Origin of the sequence: Streptomyces sp. NPDC091280, from assembly GCF_044768565.1 — a bacterium.
GTDB lineage: Bacteria > Actinomycetota > Actinomycetes > Streptomycetales > Streptomycetaceae > Streptomyces.
The window spans coordinates 109273-122966 of record NZ_JBIVUZ010000023.1; the positions used below are offsets into that span (position 1 = coordinate 109273).

At 71.2% G+C, this 13694-nt stretch carries 16 protein-coding genes and 1 pseudogene; 1 reads left to right on the forward strand and 16 read right to left on the reverse strand.

Annotated features, from left to right (window positions below; genetic code table 11):
• Positions 1-7 precede the first annotated feature (7 nt).
• The 6 genes from ACIQPR_RS46085 to ACIQPR_RS46110 all read right to left on the reverse strand — a co-directional run bounded on the left by ACIQPR_RS46085 (position 8) and on the right by ACIQPR_RS46110 (position 4385).
• On the reverse strand, positions 8-790 hold the full coding sequence (locus ACIQPR_RS46085) for a hypothetical protein (RefSeq protein ID WP_403662731.1): 783 nt from the start codon (positions 788-790) through the stop codon (positions 8-10).
• A gap of 41 nt (positions 791-831) precedes the next feature.
• Positions 832-981 carry a hypothetical protein gene (locus ACIQPR_RS46090; RefSeq protein WP_403662734.1) on the reverse strand — a complete coding sequence of 50 codons (150 nt, stop codon included), beginning with the start codon at positions 979-981 and terminating at the stop codon, positions 832-834.
• Positions 982-1430: 449 nt separating this feature from the next.
• Positions 1431-2144, reverse strand: coding sequence for a hypothetical protein (locus tag ACIQPR_RS46095; protein WP_403662737.1), 714 nt, complete (start codon positions 2142-2144; stop codon positions 1431-1433).
• 280 nt (positions 2145-2424) lie between these two features.
• On the reverse strand, positions 2425-3081 hold the full coding sequence (locus tag ACIQPR_RS46100) for a hypothetical protein (protein ID WP_403662740.1): 657 nt from the start codon (positions 3079-3081) through the stop codon (positions 2425-2427).
• 366 nt (positions 3082-3447) lie between these two features.
• Positions 3448-3945, reverse strand: a complete 498-nt coding sequence (locus ACIQPR_RS46105) for a hypothetical protein (protein WP_403662743.1) — start codon at positions 3943-3945, stop codon at positions 3448-3450.
• Positions 3945-4385, reverse strand: a complete 441-nt coding sequence (locus ACIQPR_RS46110) for a hypothetical protein (protein ID WP_403662844.1) — start codon at positions 4383-4385, stop codon at positions 3945-3947. The genes ACIQPR_RS46105 and ACIQPR_RS46110 overlap by 1 nt, the downstream gene beginning before the upstream one ends.
• A gap of 69 nt (positions 4386-4454) precedes the next feature.
• Between ACIQPR_RS46110 and ACIQPR_RS46115 the strand changes: the two genes are divergently transcribed.
• Complete coding sequence (locus ACIQPR_RS46115; RefSeq protein WP_403662851.1) at positions 4455-4733, forward strand: hypothetical protein; 279 nt, start codon at positions 4455-4457, stop codon at positions 4731-4733.
• Here the strand turns inward: ACIQPR_RS46115 and ACIQPR_RS46120 are convergent.
• From ACIQPR_RS46120 to ACIQPR_RS46165, 10 genes and pseudogenes are all read right to left on the reverse strand, one after another.
• Positions 4644-4895 (reverse strand): annotated as a pseudogene (locus ACIQPR_RS46120) (hypothetical protein); the annotation flags it as partial. The gene ACIQPR_RS46115 and the pseudogene ACIQPR_RS46120 overlap by 90 nt on opposite strands.
• Positions 4892-5413, reverse strand: coding sequence for a hypothetical protein (locus ACIQPR_RS46125; RefSeq protein ID WP_403662746.1), 522 nt, complete (start codon positions 5411-5413; stop codon positions 4892-4894). The gene ACIQPR_RS46125 and the pseudogene ACIQPR_RS46120, both read right to left, overlap by 4 nt.
• Positions 5414-5467: 54 nt before the next feature.
• Complete coding sequence (locus ACIQPR_RS46130) at positions 5468-6982, reverse strand: VirB4 family type IV secretion system protein (protein ID WP_403662749.1); 1515 nt, start codon at positions 6980-6982, stop codon at positions 5468-5470.
• Between the two features lie 43 nt (positions 6983-7025).
• Complete coding sequence (locus ACIQPR_RS46135; protein ID WP_403662751.1) at positions 7026-7559, reverse strand: hypothetical protein; 534 nt, start codon at positions 7557-7559, stop codon at positions 7026-7028.
• 23 nt (positions 7560-7582) lie between these two features.
• The gene (locus ACIQPR_RS46140) at positions 7583-8053 is read right to left on the reverse strand and encodes a DUF6238 family protein (protein ID WP_403662753.1); all 471 of its coding nucleotides are present in this window, start codon (positions 8051-8053) and stop codon (positions 7583-7585) included.
• Between the two features lie 46 nt (positions 8054-8099).
• Positions 8100-9569: an SCO6880 family protein gene (locus ACIQPR_RS46145; RefSeq protein WP_403662756.1), complete on the reverse strand. Its 1470-nt coding sequence runs from the start codon at positions 9567-9569 to the stop codon at positions 8100-8102.
• Positions 9570-9657: 88 nt separating this feature from the next.
• Positions 9658-11019: an ATP-binding protein gene (locus ACIQPR_RS46150; RefSeq protein ID WP_403662759.1), complete on the reverse strand. Its 1362-nt coding sequence runs from the start codon at positions 11017-11019 to the stop codon at positions 9658-9660.
• 42 nt (positions 11020-11061) lie between these two features.
• Positions 11062-11745, reverse strand: coding sequence for a hypothetical protein (locus ACIQPR_RS46155; RefSeq protein ID WP_403662762.1), 684 nt, complete (start codon positions 11743-11745; stop codon positions 11062-11064).
• Positions 11745-12053: a DUF6112 family protein gene (locus tag ACIQPR_RS46160; RefSeq protein ID WP_403662765.1), complete on the reverse strand. Its 309-nt coding sequence runs from the start codon at positions 12051-12053 to the stop codon at positions 11745-11747. Before ACIQPR_RS46160 ends, ACIQPR_RS46155 begins: the two co-directional genes overlap by 1 nt.
• 225 nt (positions 12054-12278) lie before the next feature.
• Entirely contained in the window at positions 12279-13394 is a 1116-nt protein-coding gene (locus tag ACIQPR_RS46165; RefSeq protein WP_403662768.1) for a C40 family peptidase, read from the reverse strand.
• Between the last annotated feature and the right edge of the window lie 300 nt (positions 13395-13694).

Below are 13694 nucleotides of genomic sequence, written 5' to 3' on the forward strand. Positions count from 1 at the left end.
CGGCGCGCTACCGCCGGACTGCGGACGCGGTGCCCGCCGGCGGACGGGCGCCGGGCGCCGGTACGGGCGAGCAGCCTGGCGGTTGTGGAGCGGGGGGCGCGGCGTGACGGAAGTTGACGCCGATGTCCCGGGCCGTGAGGAGCCGGACCACGGCGTGGAGGAACAGGGCGCGCTCGGCACGGCTGTAGGAGGCCGGCAGGGCGAACGCCGCCTCGTTGGGCCGGTACTGGAAGCTGCAGATATAGAGCACCTCGCGGGCGTCCTCCGGCACCGACTTGTACGGCGCGCCCACCACACCGTCCGGGTACCAGACCAGCGTGAGGGTCTGGGCGGGCTCGGGCGCGGGCTTGCGGTGCGGTGGCTCGGGCTGGACGCGCGCGTTGTGGCGCACCGTCTCCATCGCCGCCTGGTAGCGGGGCAGGACACGGCGGGCGACGTCGACGGCGGCACGCAGCGGATCGCCGGGCACGACGATGCCGTTGGGCTCCTCCACGTGAGCGACCTGGTGGACTCTGAAACCGGTGGGTGTCATCGGGGTGACGAGGAACTCGCCGCCGCGTCCCACGGGCCGTTTGAAGACGCACAGTTGCTGACGGTCGGGCCCGTCGAGAAGGATGTGGAGCATGCTGGTGTACCCGGCGGCCCACAGGATGTGGCCGTTGTCCCACACCCGGCGCATGAGGGAACAGCTGTCGTCGTCGACTTGCGGGGAAGCGCTGCTCCAGGTCCCGGGGAGACGGTCGGCGAGGGCGGTGGCGAAGGCGGACAGTTCGTCGTGAGGGGTGGGCATGGTTCCTGACGGGAGCGGCGGGTGGTCGATGTGCCGGAGATTCAGCGCCGTGGCCCGTCGGGTCGGGGCTGTGGTCCGGGCGGGGCCGGGGGCGTGCCGGGAGCGGTGCGGACCTGCTTCCCGGGCGCGTTGAGGTCCGGAGGCGGGTCGTAGTGCGCGCGCAGTATCGCGAGGTCGGCTTCGGTCGCCATGGCCAGGGCGGAGGCGATGCTGCTCGCGGCGCCGCGCAGCAGCCAGGGCGGTGACTCGGGTTCGGCTCCGCGGTGTTGGCTTTTCCACCTGGCGGTGGCCGCGAGGTACTCGATGACCTCGTTGAGGAACGGGGCGACCGCATCCAGCAGGGTGTTGAGGACGGTGCTGAACTCGGCCGGTGTGTCGGCCGCGTCCAGAGCCTGGCGGTATGGGCCCAGATCGGGAACGGGGAACGGCTCGGCCGGCAGGGCGTGGTCCGCGCGGAAAGCGTCCGCGTCGCGGTCTGCCCACCGGTGCAGGTCGTCTCTGGTGGCGGATCGGGTGTGGTGGGCGCGGATCTGCTCGGCGGTGCGGCCGACGTTGTCGTACAGCTCGAAGTCAGCGTTGTGCAGGAGGAACTCCCGAGTATCTGGTGGGGCGTTCAGGCCGCGTCGGGCGGGGCCTGTGGTCAGGTGCGGCGGCGAGTACAGGGCGGCGGGGCAGCGGTGCCGGCTGCCTTCGCCCCACCGCCTGCGGGTCGGCCGACTCCCGGTGTGGCGGGCCGGGTTGGCGGTGACGGCGTGCCGTGGGGAGGTGGGAGTTGGGGGATGTGGGCTGCGAGAGAGGGACGGGCCTCCAGGTCGCGGAGCCAGGCCAGGAGCTTGGGCAGGTTCTGGTCGGGCCCGTAGGCGAGGTAGGTGCCGTCAGCGGTGTCGCAGCCGAACCACTCGGCGATCCCGAGCCGGACCCGGGAGTTGACGCGGCCCATGTGCACGCTCTTGCCGCGCGTCTTCGCTTCCCTTGCCAGCCGCTCGGCGACCGGGCCGAGCTTCCACTCGGTCGAACCGGCCAGGAACAGGACGTCGAAGGCGTCCCACGGCAGCAGCCCGGGTGCGTCGCACCCGTCCTGCGCGGCGTAGGCGGAGGGGATGCCGAGTTCGCGGATGCGGGCCAGCCATGGCAGGGACTCCGTGAGGGTGCCGGTGGCGTCGAACGGCTGGTCCGGGGCGAGCGCCCACAGGCAGCGATCGGGTCCGTAGCGCTGGACGGTCCGCTCCAGCCAGGCGAACCACGCCTGGGCGCCGGGCCAGTAGCGGCCCTTGCCGTCGCTGCCGAACTTGGAGTTGTCGCAGGCGTACAGGGCGCCGTCGGGGATGCGGCTGCCCTGCGCGGGGGTGGTCATGCAGCCGAGGCGTCCGGCGCCCATCGCGGCCCGTATGTCAGGACCGGAGGGGGTGCCGAGATACAGCAGTGGGCACCTCCAGGGCCGGGCGGAAGACGGGGCGTGGGCATCGGCATCTGAGCGGGGGCGATGGGTAGTTGGACGGTCGGCGGGTGGCGTCCGGAGTCCGCCAAGCCCGGTTGTAGTCCTGGCGCGGCCGACGCTTGTGACGTGATCTGAGCGGGTTCGGCCGGTAGACAATGGCGGGCGCGGTGGGCCTGGCGGTCTGTGGCCTTGTGGGTCATCGACTGACCGGCGTTTGCGGGGACGGCCCGGCGGATGGCGGCGCCACAGCCCGGACCCTGGCGATGAAGCCTTCCCTGCTGCTGTGGCGGTGGTTGGTGTCGTCGGCCGAGGTGGCGTGGGAGGCAGGCGCCGTGCCGTGCGTGGTGAGTTCCGGGCGGCTGCCGTCCTCCGCCTGGGCGGGGGCGTGGTCGGTTACCCGCGCGGGTACGCGGGCGAAATGCCTTGCGCGCATGCCGAGTTGGGTGAGTCTCGCGTCGATGGTCTCGATCATGGGTGGGACGTCCGCGCCGTTGCGGCTCTCGGGCCGGTCGGGAACGCCGGGGTCGGCTGAGGGAGCCGAGTCGTAGATCAGCTCGAACGGCTCATGGGCGTCAGGGTGTTGGCGGGTGACGGTCCATCCTTCCGGGTGTCCCGGCGGACGGCTGGACGGCGGCTCCTGCGGCGGAGAGATGATCAGGTAGCTGCCGTCGGGGAGGGAGACGCGCACCATATACGCGCTCAGGCCGAACTCGATGTCGCACTCCAGCCCGCGCTGCCGCAGCGGCGTGGTGATGTGCGCGTTCCGACGCCACAGCTCCTGCCACCACGCGGTGGCCGCGCGGCGATGGTTGGGAAGCGGTGCGATCGGGGTGCCCTCGTTCTCACCGTCCACGGCTGCTCCTGGGAGAGGAGTGGCCGCGGAGAGGCGGAGGGATTCGGCGTGCCGCAGGGGCTCGTCCGGCCGGGTCGATGGGGGAGGCGAAGCCGAAGTCGTACTCGTCGCAGGCGTGGATCAGCCCCAGTTCCATCTGGGCCTCCACGCCAGCGACCTTGCGCAGGCGATCGTCGTGCTCGGCGTGGCACTTCTGGTATCTGGCCCGGTCCGCGTCGCTGAAGTGGGCGTAGTGGTCCAGGGGATCTCCGAGGTCGGGGGCCCAGAATGCTTCGGGATTTGTGAACTGGCGGGAGTTCGGCCGCAGGGTCGCGAGGTGGCTGCTGGCCGACGGCTGCCGTGGCCTATGGTTCGAACGGGTCACGGTCAGAAAAGGCCGCCCAGTTCGGTGTGGTCTTCGGCCCAGCCGAACACAACGCGCTCCAGGTCTCCGAGATAGACGACGTCGGCGTGGGAGCGGAAGGCGTCGATGCGCTGGTCTACGTAGTCCTGGAGCTCGATGTCTGCCAGATCGACGCGTGCCCGGTTGCGTCTCGACAGCCGGCTCCACTCCAGCAGGTCGGAGTCGGTGGCACGGTCCATCCATACCCAGGTGCCGGTGCCCAGCTTCACGACGTCCTGGGGGTGGAAGAGAGTGCCGGTCCTTCTGCGGCGGGGGTTGCGGTGTTCGCCGAACCCCGTGACGAGACTCTGGGCGAGTTTGTCCAGGGCGGCGGCCTTGATGTGCGGCTCAAGGTCTTCGCGCGACAGCTCTTCGCGTACCGCATCGGTGAGCATGCGTTTCTGGAACCGGCCTTCGACGCTGGTGAGAGCCACGGCGGACTGTTCGACGATGTACCGCAGGCGGACATCAGCGGTGGTCATCACGGCAGGTCACGCTCCTGCCAGACCTGTTCCATCTCGGCCAGCGCCGACATGGCGTGCGTGATCGTCTCGCGGGTGATGGGCGTGCCGCTGGCGTACGCTGGGTCGTACCGGCTGAACGTCCGGGTACCGCGGGCCTGGGCGAGCGGTGGGACCAGCTCGTCCAGCAGCCGCGTGGCCACCCGCCGCTGTCGCTTGTCCTCCTCGGCGCGCTCGGTGCGCTCCGCCCATGCGCCGGCCAGAGTCAGCGCGCCTTCGGCGACCCGGTCTGCGAGTTGGGGATCCTCCTCCCGCAGACGGGCGAGCTGGACCTCCGCGGAGGTGGCCTTGGCCTTGTTCTCCTGGGCGACCGCGTACGCCTCGTTGAGCCCCGTCGTACCGCTGATGACCTGGTCCACGAGGTCGGGCGCGTGCTGCAGGACCGTGCTCGCGCGCCCCATGACGGCCAGTGCGACTCCGAGCTGTTCCCCCAGGGAACGAGCTGTCTGTTCCCCAGGGGAACAGCCTTCGTGTTCCTTGAGGGAACGCGCCTTGACGGTGATCATCGCGGTCTGTCCCTTGGACAGGCTGCGACGCTGGAGGTTGACGGACAGGACATAGACGTCGGGGTCGTCGCCCTCGAAGGTGTGGAAGGCCGGGTCGGCGCCGACGCGTTCGCACGCCGCGAGCCGGCCGCGTCCGTCGAGGATGCGTCCCTCACGGTCGAGGACGATGGGCTGCAGAAGCCCGTTCTGCTGGATGTCGTGGGCGAGGGCGGTCAGACCGTCCTCGTCGAGCAGCGGCAGTAGTGAGGCGGTGGGGTGCGATTCGATGGGCGTCTCCTGAGGGCGGAGGAAGCGGGAGAGGACGGGTGCGCTGGGCGGGACGGGCGGTTTTGGCCTGATCGCGGCCGAGTCCTCGTTGCCCGGGGCGGGGCGGGGCGGGGCGGGGCGGGGCGGATCTGCGGTCAGCGGCGGCCTGCCGCCGGAGGCGCTGCTGCCGGGGCGGGCGGGGAATCGGCGGGTCGGACGAGTGCGGGTCCGGTGGGCGTATGCGGCCCCGGAGCGGCCTGGCTGCGGTGTTCGTTGCCGGGTTGCCGGACGGATTCGATGGCCAGGGACTCCGGCAGGAGCCGGACGTCTTCGATCAGTTCCTCCAAGCGGAGCGCCCACGACTCCAGTTCCCCTGCGGAGCCGAGCGCGCCGCGGTCGCGGCACCAGTTGGCTCCGCTGTCCAGGAACTGGTGCATCTGGGCGAACGCGCCGTGAGCGTCATCGACGGTGTGCTCGAACACCTCGGTGAACCGGTCGATATCGGGGGCGGCTTGGAGAGCTTCCGTCGCGGCGCGGACGGAGACGCCGGAGTCCGGTGGCTGCACGTAGGGCTCAGGCTGGAGGGGGAGGGACGGGGCCGGGGTCTTGTCCGGGAGCCAGCGGGGTTTGCGGCGCGAGCCCTCGTACTCCCAGTAGTCCGGCGGGGACATGCTCATGTGCCGTTCCGTTCGTTTGGACGGGGCCGCGATGTTCGTGAACTCGGCGTTGTGTCAGTGCATGCGGGCGTCGGTGTCGAAGAGGGTCAGCTCGTGGGGGTGCAGGAGGTGCTGCACGATGAAGCTGCGACCCGCGACTTTCCACAAGCCCCGGCCGCGGTTGAGGTGGGAGATCGCGTCGGTCTCCACCGAGGTCAGGCCCAACAGAGAGGCCGCGGCCTGGAGTTGGTCGCTCTCCTGGCGGTAGATGATGCGGGTGGAGCAGTCGGCGAGGAGTCCTTCGGCCAGTGCCCGGCCCCGGGATCCGGCGTCGCCGGCGGTGAGCAGGTCGGACAGCCGGTGGATCACCATCAGGTTGGCGATGCCCAGGCCGCGGGAGAGTTTCCACTGGGACTGCATGCGCTGGAGGAGTCCGGGGTGGCGCATCAGGCGCCAGGCTTCGTCGTAGACGATCCAGCGCTGGCCGCCGTGCGGGTCGGAGAGCGCGGATTCCATCCACGCGGACGCGCAGGTCATGGCGAGGACGAGGGCGGTGTCGTCACCGGATCCGCCTAGCCGTGACAGGTCGATGGTGAGCATCGGCGAGTTGGGGTCGAAGGTGACGGTGCTCGGGGCGTCGAACATGCCGGCGAGGTCGCCGTGGACGAGGCGGCGCATGGCGTGCGCGAGATCGCGGGAGGCGTCGCCGAGGCGACCGGATATGACGCCGCCGGCCGTATCGAGTTCGTCGGGGTTGTTGAGGGTGGCGGCGATGTCGCCGAGCAGCGGGGTGCAGCCGGTGGCTGCGGCGCGGGTGACGACGGCGTCCAGGGCGACGTCGAGGCCGGTGTGCTCCATCGGCAGCAGGTCCCGACCCAGTACGGTGCGGGCCAGCGAGCCGAGCAGGAGCAGGCGGCGCTTGCGGATCTCGCCCGTCCAGTCGGCCTCCGAGACGCTGTGGGGCCGTGGTGCTGCGTCCAGCGGGTTCAGTTTTCCGGGCAGGCCGGGCCCCAGCGCGATGGACGTGCCGCCCAGGGCCTGCGCCACCGGCGTCCATTCGCCCTTCGGGTCGCACGGCACGTAGACCCGGTAGCCGAAGGCGATCGATCTCAGCGCGAAGCTCTTCGCGAGCGCCGACTTGCCCTGCCCGATCACCCCGGCCAGCAGCACGTTGGGGTTGGTGAAGCCCTCGATGCGGCCGTACAGCGCGAACGGGTCGAAGCAGAAGGAGGCTTCGGCGTGGACGTCGCGGCCGATGTAGATGCCCTCGGCGCCGAGACCGCCTTCGGCGAGGAACGGGTACGCCCCGCTTGCGGTGGCGGTGGTCATACGGTGCGCGGGCAGCCTGAGTCTGGTGTGGCGGGCCGAGGCGGGACCGGGTCGCCCGGCGGGCGGGAAGAGGGGCGCCGGCATCTCTCGTTCTTCCGCGACCATGCCGTGGGTGTGGGCGGCTGCCTTGGCGTGGGCCTTCGCGGCGGCCTCGGCGAGTTGCTTGCGGGCGGCATTGCGGGAGGCGCGGTCGGCGTGGTGCGGGGTGAACACGGGGGAAGCGCTGGCACGGAGACTGCGGCGGGCGGTCCGGTGGTTCATGAGGCGGGGCTTTCGACGGGCGGACGGCGTGAGCGGCGGGCCGTCACACGCTGGGGGAGGCGGAGAGCAGGGTGGTGCGGTAGCTCTTGCCGTCGTTGTTCCAGTCGAGCTGGATGCTGCCGTCGCCCAGGTAACGGTCGGACTTCGCCCGGTAGGTGAGGGTGGGGGTGCGGAAGGAGCCGTTGCCCAGGGTGTTGCCGTGCTCCAGCGCGTACTCGATGCCGTAGTGGTTCGCGCTCTTCACGACCGGGTCCGGGCCGGGGACGGACTTCTTGATCTGCAGGTGGACGCGGGCGCCGTCGAAGACCCCGGTCTGGTTCACGTACCAGACCGGGCCGTCCCAACTGATGCTCGCGTAGGCGGAGATGACACCAGAGACCCGCTTGGCGCACAGCTTGGCGGTGAAGTTGATGTTGTCGGACAGAGGCCCGCTGTAGGCGGGATTGTCGACCGAGGCGCGGCTGGTCGTGCAGTGGTAGTCGGCGGCCGAGGCCGGAGCAGCCGTGAGCGCGGCGGTGGTTGCGGCGAGCGCGGCGACGGTGACGACGGCGGAGGTGGAGCGCTTCGGGGCGCGCATGGAGGGCCTTTCGATGGTGCGGGTCAGCGGCTGCAGGTGGTGGTGTGGCCGTGCAGCGGGGTGTTGAGGTCGCTCGGCGTGGTCTTGCGGCGGACGACGTGGCCGGCGGCGAGGTGGCGCTGGCAGATTGTCAGGACCGGTGGCCCCTCGGGCAGCCGTTCGGGGTGGCATGCCGTGTCTGCCGGGGGCTTGTCCGCGACGGGCAGGAGATGGAAGGCGTCGTGCACCGCGGCGGCGGCCTGGAACAGCCGGGTGTGTGCGGTGGCGAGGTGCCGCCCGGCGGCGGGATGAGGTGGCCGGGTGGATTCGGCGAGTTGGTCCAGCAGGCGGTGCAGTGCGGTCAGATGGGCGTGCAGCACGTCGAGGTGCACCCGGTCCGCCGGAGTGGCGGGGTGCTCGGCGTACGGGGCGAGGCCGCGGGCGTGATGGCGGATACCGGCGCTGGCGGCCCGCAGGTAGGGGTACGCGTCGCCGGCGGGAAGAGCAGAGGTCAAAAGGGGGGAGTTCCTTCCTGCCGCGGCAGCAGGACGTCGGCGGGGGTCAGAGTGCCGGGCGGGCGAGCGGAAGCGCGCCGAGCGCGAAGGCGTCGGGCTGTTGGAAGAACAGGCGCCGCAGGTCGACCTGCGCGGTGACGGCGGAGGTCTCGATCTGGGCGCACGCGGCATCAAGCAGGGCGTCGGTCCGGGCGGACACGGTGAGCAGTCCGGTCAGCGCCACGTCGGCGTGCCCGGCGATCAACTGCCGCTCGCGGATTTTGACGTCGGCGTATTCGATGGAGTCCGCTTCGGAGTCGACCTGCCCGCGGCGCGAGCGTTCGTTGGCGTCGGCGATGATCGCCGCCTTCTTGCGCTGCACGTCGCGCATCGCGGACTCAAGCCCCTGCGGCACGTAGAGGAGGGACAGGGTGCGGCGGACACCGGCGGTGAACATCAGGCCGTGCAGGAAGCCCGCCGAGGCTTCGGTGCGAGGCCAGTCCTCGACCCAGTAGGTGGCGTGCCGGGCGGAGTCGGTCGCGAGCCGGTCGAACTCCTCGACCTGCACCACCGGACCGGCCGCGGCAGGTTCGGCCTCGGCCTGGCCGGAGGGGGACCACTGCTGCAGTGCGGACAGCGCACCCGGGTCGTAGGCGGTGCGGATGACGGCGGCGATCTCGCGGGCCGTGAGCCAGCCGGTCACTGTCAGTCCGGCGCTGCGCGCGGCCTGGGCGATGGCGGAGGTGGTCTGTTCCATCACGGTGAAGGCGCCGGGCAGTCCGCCGCCGGCCTGGTGGATGAGCCGCCGGGCGGCCTTGAGGTCGAGGGAGATGGCCAGGTACACCTCGTGCGGGGCGGCGGCCGGTCCGGCGGAGGCGACCAGTTCGGAGTAGACCTGCCCGGCGACCGCAGTTTCGGGGTGACCGTGCTGGCTCCAGTGCCGGGTGAGGGTGTCGCCGGAGTCGGGGACGGTGCGCTCCAGAACCTGCACGGTGGCGACGTGCCCGGTGCGGGCGATACCGGCCAGAGCCCGCCCCCACCCGGCGACGTTGTGGTTCTGACTCGCCGGGTCCAGGAGGGCGAAGGCCCGGCTGGAGACGCGGGCGATGGCGGTGAGGGTCTGGCCGTGGGGGTCGTGCACGGCGGCGGCCCCGCTGGCGGAGTCGCCGGGCGTGACCACCTTCAACGAGGCGGCGGTGCCGGGGAGGTGCAGGGCGCCATCCTGGCGTGGCCTGGAGACGGGCCGGGCCAGCCACAGCCTCTGGCCAGTGCGGCTGCGGTGGGCGTAGCGGGCCACGATCGGCGCCCAGTCGATGAGGGAGCGGCCGTTGCGGCGCACGGCCACCAGGACGGTGACGACGGTCCAGAGCGGTGTCAGGACGAGCGCGCCGAGCAGCCCGGTGGTCACCACCGTGATCAGAAGCAGCGCCAACGCCGTTGAGACGAGCGTGAGTTGAGGCAGCGAGAGGCCCAGGAGGATGCCGCGCCGGGAGCGGTGCGGGAATTTGACCGTGATCGGGGAAGGGAGTTCAGACAAGGTGCCGTTTTCCGGTGGGGCGCTGGGCCGGGACGCCACCCTCGCCCAAGGAGGTGGGTGCGTGGCGGCGTCCCGGCGCGGGGGCGGGTCAGAGGCCGGTGGGCGACGGCGGCTGCGTGCTGGTCCCGGTTGCACCGGGGGAGTTCGGGGACGGCGGGGCGCCCTGCGGCGGCGGAGCCGTGGTCGGCGGGGAGGATTGCCAACCACCGGCCTGGCCGGTCGCGGTGCCGGACTCGGAGCCACCAGGGCGGGGGTTAGCACCCCACTGGCTGCTGGTGTCGTCGCCGGCGTGAGTCGGCGGGGGCTGCACGGACTTGTCCAGACCGTTCTTGGTCCCCTCCCCCCTGGAGGAGGAGGTGTCCGAGCTGCCGCTGTCCTTGCCAGGGCGCGGCGCGGGGTTGGCGGCGATGTCGCCGGGGAAACCGTCCGCCACCGCGTCCGGTCCCTGGGGAGCGGCTCCCGCTCCGGCCGCCGCACCGCCGGATCCGGCGGTCGCGACCGCGGCGGCGGCCTTGCGTCCGGCGCGCTCGGCATGCTGACGGGCCATCTGCGCACCGGCTCCGCCGGAACGGTGCAGGCTCTCGGCGTCCGAGCCCTCGGAGGAGGCCCAGTGCACGAACTTGAACGTGGCGTACGGGCACAGCAGCACCAGCGCCATGATGACGATCCCGGCCATCACGTCGGCGAGAGCGGCAACACCGTCCTTGGTCTCGGTCTTGCCCATCGCCGCGATCCCCAGAACGAAGATCACGGTCATCAGGAGTTTGCTGACCACCAGGGTGGCGGTGGCTTCGATCCAGCCCCGGCGCCAGCGCCGGGCGGCCTCCCAGCCGCCACCGGCACCGGCGAAGACGGCCAGGGTCACCAGGACGAGGATGCCGACCTTGCGGACCAGCATCACGCCCCAGTACATGATGGCGCCGAGTGCGGCGCCTACGCCGAGGAAGACCGTGACCATCCAGCCCAGGCTGGACAGGGAGGCGATCTGACTCACCGTGACGAGGCGTCGCACCGCCATGGCTATGTCGAGGTTTGCGGCTTTGAACAGTCCGTCGGAGAGGGCATCGACCACTTCGATGGCGACGGTGGTGGACGCGATCGCGGTGAAGGCGAAGAGCACCCCGACGACGGTGCCGGTGAACGCCTGGGTGAGCGCTTGGCCGTCGCGGCGGATCGCGGCGCGCACCAACTGGGCGCAGAACGTGGCGACGAGGACGACCAGACCGATCGGCAGGATCATCTCGTAGTTGTCGCGGAACCAGCCCGCGTTCAGATCGACCCGGGTGGTGCTGTCGACGGCGTGGGCGGCCAAGTCGGCTGCGGCAGCGGCGAGTTCGCCCGCGCTCTTGGCCATCCAGTTGCCGATGGCCTGGCCGGGGTCGGAGGCGAAGTCGACCGCGTCGCCGACGGCGCAGAGTTTGTCCGCGAGGGGGAGGTCGCAGAAACCCAAAGGGGACTCACCCCTCCTTTCTCAGATGGGCTGCGCGGCGTGTCAGGGCACGACGGTGGGGGCGATGGAGACCAGGGAGCAGGTCGCGTTGGGGCGGCACTGCACGGCGAGCGTGAGGGAGCGGTCCTCGGCGCCGGCTCCGCCCTCGCGCCAGACGATCCGCTGCTTGCCGGTGACGGTGACGGCGTAGATGTACGCCTCGGTGATCGCCGACGGATCGTCCGCCAGTGCCTCCTTGAACGCCGAGGGGTAGTGGGCCTCCGTGACGACGGCGGTGGCGTACTGGTCCTGGTCGGCCATCTGCGACCACAGCACCGGATCCGGCACCTGCGCGGCGATCGAAGCCCAGTCGGCGTACTTTGTCTCCGGCGTCAGCCACGCCCGCATTCCGGCGAGCTGCTGATCGTGGCTGGTGGAGCGGGTGTCGTACGACCACAGCAGGGTGGCGGCGGCCTTGGCGAAGCCGACCGGGTCCGCCAGCGGTGGCGGCTTCGCGACCGAACCGGCCCCGGCCACAGTCGTCGGGACGGCGGACGCGGAGGTGCTGCTGGGCGGGGAGACCGGAGCGGCGGCCCGGCTGCCAGCGGCTGCGGTGCGGCCAATGAGCAGGGCGACGGCAGCGGCGAGAGCCAGCAGGACGGCCAGGCCGGCCGCTGCGACCGTGATGCGCTTGCGGGGTGACCAGCCCAGGCCGTCCCCGGACAGGGGGAGGGATCGTTTCGGCATCAGTGGACCTGCGAGCCCAGGGCGGAGAAGAACGCCACGACCCCGTTCGCGGCGCCGAGGCCGAGAGCGGCACCCGCCGCGACGACCGTGCCCTTCTTCCCGTTGGCCTCGGCCTGGTGGCCGCCGCTGTGGTGGCCCCACGCCCACACGCCGAGGGAGACGGCGAGCGCGCCGACCACGGCGATGATCGCGAACAGGTTGATCGAGTTGACGACGTTCTTCAACACGGCCAGGCCGGGAAGTCCGCCGCCGGAGGGCGTGATGCCCGGGTCGTAGGCCAGATATCGCACAGTGTCGAGCAGACGCAATGAAGCTCCTTGGGCGCGCCGAAGCCTGGCGCGCGGAAATAAGGAAAGGGGGAGGGACGAGGCAACTGCCCTGAGAAGGCGGGCCGGTCGTCCTGCGAGGCACGGCCGCCGTGCACGGGAGGGGGCGGTGCGTACTGCGGCTGCCTGAAGCTGAGAGCGCGGAGGATGTCCAGGGGGTAACCAGGTCAGAGCCGGTGCGCGTGGCTGCCGCATTCCGACGGAGTGTCAGATGACGCGGCGCGCGGCCAGGACGGCCCAGTCCGCCAGAGGCGTGATCCGAACCGGCTTTCCCGTTCTTGGTGCCTCGATCGCGAGTCCCGAGCCGATGTACATGCCGACGTGTTCGGGGCGGGCGGCACTGCCGCGGGAGAAGATCAGGTCACCGGGCTGAAGTGCCTTGACGGGCACTGCCTTGCCCTCGCGGATCTGCGTGTACGTGGTGCGGGTGAGCTGGACGCCGGCGTGCGCGTACGCCTGCTGGGTCAGGGAGCTGCAGTCGCAGCGGCCCATCGGGTCGGGGCCGTGCGGCGAAGTGCAGGTGCCGCCCCACTGGTACATCGTGCCGAGCTGTGCCATCGCCCAGGCGATGGCCTTGCGCGCCTTGGGGGCGGCGGTCTCGGGGATCGAGTAGCCCTTCGGTACCGCCCCTTCCGGGATGGTGCCGTACCCGGAGCCGTCCTCGGTCGCTGCGCAGGACAGGGTGCTGGAGGCGGTGTCCGTCTCGCCGGTGTCGTGGCCGGCCTCGGGGAACGTCGCGGCGATCGCCTTCTGAAGGGCGGTCGCCAGGTCCTCCCAGTCGGCGTAGGCGTCGGGGTAGGCCGAGCGCTGCACCGTCTGGGCGGCCTGTGCGACGGTCAGCTGCTGCCAGCCGTCCACCGCGAGCAGGTGCTTGTAGAACTGAGTGGAGGCGTAGAGAGGGTCGCGGATCTGAGCGGCAGTACCCCAACCCTGGCTGGGGCGTTGCTGGAACAGCCCGAGGCTGTCGCGGTCGCCGGAGTTCAGGTTGCGCAGCCGGGATTCCTGCATCGCGGTGGCGAGCGCGATGATCTGCCCCTTCCTCGGCACGTTCAGGCTGACCCCGGTGGCCACGATCGTGCGGGCGTTGGGGACCTGCTCACCGGGCAGGGACAGGCCCTCGACACGGACCGTCTTGGCGTCCATGCCGTTGAGGATCTTGGTTACCTGCTGGACGACCGCGTCGGTGTCGATGTCGCCCGCGCAGCTGAAGGATGAGGAGGTGCTCTGGGTGGCCTCGCTGCTGGTGGCCATCAGCATGGCTGTGCCGGCGAGGATGAGAGGGGAGAGGACGACGACGCCGATGCCGGCGGCCACGCCCTTCAACCGCAGGGACCTGCCCGGCGGCGGTCGCGGTCCGGTGGCCTGGGCAGGGGCGGGTGACGATACGTCATCAAGAGTCCTTTGGATGCGGTGTCCGGCGTGCCGCGTGCGGGCGTGACGTGGTGGAAGCGAGCGCGGCAGCCGGTCGTAGGCGAGTTGCCGCTCGCTCGGCGGGGTCGAACGGTGCTAGGTGCGCCGAGGCAGGGAAAACTCCGGGGAGGCGGAGACGAGGGAGGGCCAGCGGCGGTGTGCTCCGGACGGTTCAAAAACAGTAGGCCCGAATCGGCCGTTGACCAAAAAGCC